This is a genomic window from Armatimonas sp. (assembly GCF_043760365.1).
Classification (GTDB): Bacteria; Armatimonadota; Armatimonadia; order Armatimonadales; family Armatimonadaceae; genus Armatimonas.
Map to the genome: position 1 here is coordinate 1 of NZ_JAYUPA010001004.1, position 7,549 is coordinate 7,549.

Below are 7,549 nucleotides of genomic sequence, written 5' to 3' on the forward strand. Positions count from 1 at the left end.
GGGGTACGGACTTGATCCGGCACTGCCCCACGCGTTGTTCGTCGCGCCCCAGAAGCTTGCCGGTCACCGGATCGCGAACCTCCTCGCCTAGCCGAACGACCTCTAAAATATCGTCAGGCTCCAGGCCCGTCCGGGCACCTTCTGTCAAAAAGAGCGAGAGGTTCTCCCCCTCACCACTCACGCGAGCAACCCGTGCCTCCCAGGGCAAACTATCGGTCTGATGACAGATTTTCACCACCGCATTGCGGATTGCAAGTCGCACAGCCTGACCAAGCGGGTTCTCATCCACTTTAGTTGTGCCAAGGCTAGTGACATCTTTAATCGTCAGGTTTAAGAATGACTTCGAGGAGGTCACCTTGCCCTCGGCCTGGTAAGCCGCCACGACCTCCCCCGTAACACTCTCGGTGAGGCGTATGTCCAAGCGCACAATGGCTTCTGTTTTTGCACGACCTCCCTCAAACGGGCTAGGCGGTAGCCCACCCGCCCCTCCGCCACCAAGTGCCTGCGCGGAGCTACGGAAAGAAAGAGTCGTGATCGCTCCCCGTACCTGAGTTCGGGAGGGAGGGGGCAGAGGCTGTGCCGCAGCGGGTGGTGCCGCTGCCGGCGGGTCGGTGACAGGGGGAGGGACAGTCCCCTCTTGCGGAGGATTCCCCCCCGCAGGAAGAGGATTCGCGCCGGGTACGGCACCGGGAAGCAGCTCGGCAGCAGAGGCTTCCAGCACGACAAAGCGCCCGGTCTGGAAGAGTTCCGTGATGAGCACCTCCGTCAGTCCCGCACCAAACTCACTAGGGAGATCAATTGGTTTCTCTTGAGTTGCCCCCGAAGGCAGCGGTATCTGAATACTGGCCTTCGTGACTTTAACATCTATCCCCATCACCACCACCGGTTTTTTGGGGCCAACGTAAGGGGCTAGTTTCGTTAGGGGATTAGGCGGCCCTGTTTGCTTGTCTTGCTTATCTTGCTTGTCGTCGCCCCATACCCCGGCCAACACCCCAACGGTGAGGCTGCCAACAAGCAGACCGCAGAGCATGCTCCGTACAAATTTATACATATCGTTTATTTTCCTCGACGAGTTTTATCGCCGCGTCCCTAGTCCAAGTAGGATAACCGTCTCCGGCTTGCTCCCTGGCCAGAAGCTACGGTCAGGCACGACCAAAGTGAAAGTCAGCTCCTGATCACTACGCAAGCGCATCCCCCCCTGGAGGGCGTAGCGCCGAATTATGGGACACTTATCCTGCCCAACAGCGGGGCCTGTACCCTCTCCCTGAGAAAAAATCAGGGGACGCGCTCCATCCACCCGGGTCTCGACACCGAATCGCAGGACATCAGTGGGGTTCCAGTCCACCCGAATATTCCCCTGCCAGGGCGAGACATTGGAGAGAGGGAGGCTCGTTGAAGCTGTGGTACCATCCTCCGCTAGGGTTCCCCGTGCTTCCTGCCAGCGTACAAAGCTGCTCAAACGAATCCCTTTTTTCAGTGCAAGGGCGGCGCTTGTCTCCAAGCCACTGGACCGGGTGCGCTTCCATGCAACAAGATCCAGTGAGGGCTCAATACGCGGATCGCCCGATACCGTCCCCACATTGCGCAGCTCCCGGTGAAACGCCGTGGTCTCCCAGGTCAGACCGTGCTTGTCGTCCTGGCGCAGTCCGATCTCGTAGGCAACCCCTTGACCACTGGGGCCGTAGTAAAGTGTTCGCGCACCCAGCCGGTTGCCTGTCGCATCCATCCCCTGGAAATTGCTATCAGCATCCAACACGCGTGATGAGTCTCCGGGCTGGAAGACCGCCGCTGTCGAGCCGACCTGCGGGGTCACGGAGACGCGTAGTGTCTGCCCGGCCCGGGTGGGGTAGGCCCAGTCCGCGTAGGGGAGAAACGCGCTAGAGTGGGAGGGTGTCGTCACGCCCACCGCACGGGTGCGCTTCTTGCCCGAAAAGAGCAACCCAGGTGCTCCCGCCTGACTTCCAAAGACCGGCCCAAATGTCAGTGTCCGTCCCAGAACAGGGTAGCGTAGCAGCGCGTGTGTCGTCCACAAGCTCGTGGTGCCCGCCGAAAAGACCTGATCGAAAGGCTGGTTGGGTGCGAAGAACCCCACACCCGCCAGATCCGATCCCGGCGGCGGTGCCCCCTCCGTTCGCTGGTTCTGGAGCCAAGATCCCCCCACTTGCAACGAGAGCTGAGGGGTCAGCCCACGTAGCCACTCTGCTTCGCCGCTGAGCTGCTTGTCGTTGAGGGGGCTGTAGCGTGCTCCGGATGTCTGAGAGCGCAGATCGGTGTCACTCTGTCGCCAGCGCCCCATGACGTGCAGCTTTGATGTCGGGGAAAAGCGTGTGTTGTGTAGCAGATCCACCTTGGTCTGCCCTCGCCCGGTACGCCCCGCTAGCCCCAAGGCGAGACCACGAGTATCCTGCTGCTCACGCCGCACGGCACTGAGCAGAGAATCACTTTTCTCCGTCATCTTTCCCACGGTCAGCCGGGCCTGGTTCAAGCGCTGCTCGGCTTTCGTATCTCCTTCGACACTACCCACATCGCGAAGAAGCTGGAAGTTGCCCCCAATCCCAGCCTTAAACCCTTGGCCACTGAGCTGCTGCCAGTTATCACGCCCTCCTCCGCCGGCACTGGGGTGCAGCTGTCCCGAATCAAAGCGAAAGGCATTTGCCACAAACCCATTCCGCGCAAGTGCCTGGAGATAGTCGCGCTCCGCCTCCAAAAACTTACCTTGCTGTTCGTGCACCTGAGTACGCACAAAAGTTGCGTAGCCGTGGCCCGGCTCGAGCTCCAGCGCCCGACGAATATACTCCTCCGCCTGCCGTGTGTTACGTCGCCGCAAGCTGGCCTCCGCGAGGGTGGCGTAGAGATTGGCATTACGTGCACCATAGACCAGCGCGACACGCCCGATCTCGTCAGCTTTGCCGGGCTGCTGCTTCGCCAGCCAGACCAGGGCACTATTGCCCCAGGGTGCCCCCCACTCCGGCTGGAGTCCTGCGGCTTTATCCAGAACCTCCATCGCCTCCTGTGTCTTGCCCTGAAGCAGCAAGACTGCTCCCAGGTTATTCCATGCCGATGCCTCACCAGACTCCATGCTGAAGTGCACACGCAGCTGCCCTAGCTCCGTGGGCAGTGTCTCGGTTGAGGCAGCGAATGGCTTTCCCGCACTCTGCTCCGCTATTCGGCGTAGGGCCTGTTCGGCTCCGGGAAGGTCTCCCTTTGCTGCAAGTAGCAGCCCCTCAAGCAACGACTCGGGCTTTGGCATGGGTGCCACTAGAGCGGGAGTGGCTATCTGTATAACAAGAAATGTGAGCATCTATATTTTCCTTAAATTCGGGAGCGATTCCTAAAAAGATACTACCAGAATGTTTCCCTCTATGGGAATTTCAACACAATGTTTTGTTGGTAGAGCAGAGACACTTTTGAGACAGTGGTCTGATTTGATACCGCTATCCTCCCAAAGGACATCTCAAAAAGGAAACTTAACCATGATAACCAAACCCTTCGTCACCCTGATGTCTCTCGTTTTGCTTAGTGCGCTCTTCCTCTCGCTGACTGGCTGTGGCGGAAACAAAAAGGATTCTGAAGATACGAGCAGAGTACAACAAACCACTCGATAGCTCAGAGCAGGATATAGAGCCCCCGCCCCGTGTGCAGGGCGGCTTGGAGCATCGTCAGAACAGGGTCAATCACGTCGGCCTTCTGGCGATGCTCCGCCTGGAGACGCTCTAAAATCACGACACTCTCCGCAACATAGCCTGCGGACTGAAAGTGGCCCTCGGGAACTCCGAGCGAGCCGCCGCCCACAAAGACACGGCCCTCGGGGTAGAGATCCATCAGGGCAAAGCGGCACTTCTGCGCACTACTGCCCAGCCCAATATTTGCCGTCGGGTCGTAGAACGCCGTCAGTGCCAGCGCCGCTCGCCGCGCAAACCCCTCATTCTCCGGTTCCTGACGCCAGCTCAGCTCCAGTGCTGCCCTTGTCTCAGGATCACGCAGCCGTGCCCGATGATCGTTGATAAAGCTCTCCAGTGCTGCGTCCGCCTGCCGATCCAGTAGCGGAGCCAGCTCACGTCGAAACGCGGCCTCATCGAAAACAAACGCCTGATGGTGCTTACTCATAGCAAATTCTATCCCATCCCCTGGTTAGAGTGGGAGATCCAGAAATCTCCCCCGTTGGAGGGGGGAGACTTACGAGCCTTCGGCTACAAAGGCCGTTCCGGCCATACGGTTCTACATGGCCGCTTGCGGCCTTCGTAGCACGAAGTGCTCTCCAGTCCCACCGCTCCAACCGGCAGGACTCTCACCAGCAGTGATTCCGTCTCTCCGCTTTCCCGCAGAGTATAATCCTACAATGAGTTCTCCCTCCTCGTCTTCTCTTACCGAGCGCGCCGCGTGGCTGCGCACCGAGCTTGCCCGTCATAATATTCTGTACTACATCCACGACGCGCCCGAGGTCAGCGATGCGCAGTACGATCAGCTCTACCACGAGCTGGTAAAGCTTGAGACCGAGAACCCCAAATTCATCACGCCCGACTCCCCGACGCAGCGGGTGGGAGCCACTCCCGCCAGCGCGTTTGGCTCCGTGACACATAAAAAGCCGATGCTCTCGCTGAGCAATGCCTTCTCCGAGGACGAGCTGCGTGAGTTCGACACCCGCGCCAAGCGGCACTTAGGGCTCGCGGAAGACACCGACGAGAAAATCGCGTATCTGTGTGAGCTCAAGCTGGATGGGCTTTCCGTCTCGCTCACCTACGAAAACGGGGTCTTTGTGCGCGGTGCAACCCGAGGCGACGGCGCGACCGGCGAGGAGATCACGCAGAACCTCAAGACCATTCCCTCGATTCCATTGCGCCTTGTTGGGGAGAATCTTCCGGCGCTGATCGAGATTCGTGGCGAGGCTTTCTTAACCCACGGCGAGTTCGCCCGCATCAATGGCGAGCGCGAGGCCAGCGGCGAGGCGACCTTTGCCAACCCACGCAACGCCGCCGCCGGGAGCCTGCGCCAGCTGGATCACCGCGTGACGGCCTCGCGCAAACTCAAGGTCTGGTTCTACGCTGTTGGAGAGGCGTCGGGTTGGGAACCAGAGAGCCAGCTCGGGTGGCTGGAGCAGCTCAAGGCTTGGGGGCTACCAACCAACCCCGAGCGCCAGCTCTGCATGGACATCAATGAAGTCGTGGCGACCGTGGCGGCTTGGTCCCAGAAGAAGAACACACTCGATTATGACACGGATGGAGTCGTGGTCAAAGTGAATGACTTCACGCTCCAGCGTGAGCTAGGCCAGGTGAGCCGTGCCCCACGCTGGGCGATTGCCTATAAATATCCCGCGCTGCAAGTGGAAACCATCGTCGAGGAAATTCTGGTCCAAGTGGGCCGCACCGGTGCCATCACGCCACTGGCACGCCTGGCTCCCGTCTCGGTGGCCGGGGTAATCGTGAGCCGCGCGACACTACACAATCAGGATGAAATTGACCGTAAAGATGTACGGATCGGCGATACCGTCGTGATTCAGCGGGCGGGCGAGGTGATTCCCGAGATTGTGCAAGTGGTGACAAGCAAGCGCCCTGAAAATACACACCCCTTCAAACTGCCCATTGTGTGCCCGTCGTGCGGAACCCCAACCCTTCGAGCGGAGGGTGAGGCGGTCACGCGCTGCCCCAACGCCCAGAGCTGCCCGGCGCAGCTCCAGACCCGCTTGGAGTACTTCGTCAGCCGCAACGCCCTCAACATAGACGGCCTCGGCGGCGAGCGCCTGGCGCAGTTTATCGAGGCGGGGCTTGTCAAAGACCCTGCGGATCTGTTCACGCTCACGAAAGAGCAGATCTTGCCACTGGAGCGCATGGGCGAGAAGCTGGCGGATAACTTAATCGGGGCACTTGAAGCCGCGAAGCACACCACACTAGCCCGGCTCTTGGTGGCTGTGGGCATTCGGCACGTGGGCGAAGGCGGCGCCTCCCGGCTGGCGCAGGGCTTTGGGACACTGGAGCGGCTCCGTGAAGCCAATGTCGAACAGCTCGCACAAGTCCCTGATGTCGGCCTGACCACGGCCCAGAGTGTCTTTGACTGGCTGGCCAGCAACACGGCGTTCCTAGACAAGCTGATCGCAGTCGGTGTGGTCGCAGAGGGCGATGACGCCGTGCCTATCTCGGATCACTTCGCGGGCAAGAGCTTTGTCTTCACGGGAGGGCTTACTCTCTTTACCCGCGAAGATGCCGAGGCGCTAGTGAAACGACTCGGAGGACGGGCGGCGGGCAGTGTCAGCAAGCAGACCAGCTACGTGGTCGCCGGGCCAGGTGCGGGCAGCAAGCTCGCCAAGGCGGAACAGCTCGGGATCACCATCCTCACCGAGGACGAGTTTGCCGCGCTGTTGCCTGAATAGCCGCCGATTGAAAGCGGCGGCGTATAATAGCCGTATGGCTCTCATCTCCCTTGTCTTCCCGATCTTCAATGAAGAGGCGGTGCTCCCCGTGCTTATCGCACGGCTGGAGGCGCTCCTGCCGACCCTGGAGAAAGACGGCGACCAGATAGAAGTGCTCTTTATCAACGATGGCTCGCGCGATGGCTCGCTCGGACAGCTTCGGGAGCTGGCACAGACGCGCTCTTGGGTGCGAGTGCTCTCGTTCTCGCGCAACTTTGGACACCAGGTGGCGGTGACAGCCGGGATGCACCATGCACAGGGCGCTGCCGTGGTGCTGCTCGATGCGGATCTTCAAGATCCCCCCGAGCTGCTCCCTGAGATGATCCGGCTCTGGCGCGATGAGGGCTGGGAGGTGGTCTATGGCAAGCGCCGCAGCCGTGAGGGAGAGACGGCCTTCAAGCTCCTGACCGCCGCCATATTCTATAAAACACTTCAGCGCCTCACCAGTGTGGCCATCCCCGAGAACACGGGGGATTTTAGGCTCATGGACCGAAAAGTCGTGGATGCACTCAATACGATGGGCGAGCAACATAGATTCCTACGAGGCATGGCGGCGTGGGTGGGTTTTAAACAGCACGCGCTGGAGTACGACCGCCCCGCCCGCGCTGCCGGAGAGACGAAGTATCCGTTTCGTAAGATGTTCAAGCTCGCGATGGACGCGATCACGGGTTTTTCCTACGCGCCCCTCAGGCTCTCCCGTGATTTAGGCATCTTTATCGCCCTCGCGGCAATTGCGTATGGTGTGGTTCAAGCCGTGCGCTATGCGATCGCTCCCAATAGCTTTGAGCCCGGCTGGACCAGCATTATCGTCGTGCTCTCGCTGCTCTCCGGGGTGCAGCTTGTCACGCTAGGGCTCATTGGGGAGTACATCGGGCGTATCTATGATGAAGTCAAAGGCCGCCCGCTCTATCTCCTCTCGGAAAAACTGGGCTTCCCAACGGAACTGCGTTCGAGGGATGAACATCCTCTCGCTTAGGGCTTCGCCGGTTGCCCTCACGGGCAAGTAGATCGAATCTACGCACTCAGAGAGTGCCCGGCGAAGCCCTAAGCGAGAGCAACTTGTTGCCTCGTTGCCGTTAAATGTCGAATTCCAGGCCGTCGTAAGCCACCGATATCTCGTGGGGTTCGCAGCGCGCTTCCATTTCC

5 protein-coding genes are annotated in these 7,549 nt (G+C 60.0%); 2 read left to right on the forward strand and 3 right to left on the reverse strand.

Annotated features, from left to right (window positions below; genetic code table 11):
* The 3 genes from ACH2EH_RS25425 to ACH2EH_RS25435 form a co-directional block, all read right to left on the reverse strand.
* A partial coding sequence (locus ACH2EH_RS25425) for a CsgG/HfaB family protein (RefSeq protein ID WP_395146224.1) occupies nucleotides 1-1,051 on the reverse strand: 1,051 nt, incomplete at its 3' end.
* 24 nt (nucleotides 1,052-1,075) lie between these two features.
* Nucleotides 1,076-3,301 carry a tetratricopeptide repeat protein gene (locus ACH2EH_RS25430; RefSeq protein WP_395146225.1) on the reverse strand — a complete coding sequence of 742 codons (2,226 nt, stop codon included), beginning with the start codon at nucleotides 3,299-3,301 and terminating at the stop codon, nucleotides 1,076-1,078.
* Between the two features lie 305 nt (nucleotides 3,302-3,606).
* On the reverse strand, nucleotides 3,607-4,107 hold the full coding sequence (locus tag ACH2EH_RS25435; RefSeq protein ID WP_395146226.1) for a hypothetical protein: 501 nt from the start codon (nucleotides 4,105-4,107) through the stop codon (nucleotides 3,607-3,609).
* Nucleotides 4,108-4,339: 232 nt separating this feature from the next.
* On the opposite strand from ACH2EH_RS25435, the gene ligA reads away from it, so the two are divergent.
* A complete protein-coding gene (ligA, locus tag ACH2EH_RS25440; RefSeq protein ID WP_395146227.1) occupies nucleotides 4,340-6,364 on the forward strand; it encodes an NAD-dependent DNA ligase LigA in 2,025 nt (674 codons plus the stop codon).
* 34 nt (nucleotides 6,365-6,398) lie between these two features.
* Nucleotides 6,399-7,379: a glycosyltransferase family 2 protein gene (locus tag ACH2EH_RS25445; RefSeq protein ID WP_395146228.1), complete on the forward strand. Its 981-nt coding sequence runs from the start codon at nucleotides 6,399-6,401 to the stop codon at nucleotides 7,377-7,379.
* Nucleotides 7,380-7,549: the final 170 nt, after the last annotated feature.

What these genes read in the sequence shown, in the direction of transcription:
- ACH2EH_RS25430 (WP_395146225.1), bottom strand. Translation starts at nt 3,301, where the DNA reads ATGCTCACATTTCTTGTTATACAGATAGCCACTCCCGCTCTAGTGGCA.
- ACH2EH_RS25435 (WP_395146226.1), bottom strand. Translation starts at nt 4,107, where the DNA reads ATGAGTAAGCACCATCAGGCGTTTGTTTTCGATGAGGCCGCGTTTCGA.
- ligA (WP_395146227.1), top strand. Translation starts at nt 4,340, where the DNA reads ATGAGTTCTCCCTCCTCGTCTTCTCTTACCGAGCGCGCCGCGTGGCTG.
- ACH2EH_RS25445 (WP_395146228.1), top strand. Translation starts at nt 6,399, where the DNA reads ATGGCTCTCATCTCCCTTGTCTTCCCGATCTTCAATGAAGAGGCGGTG.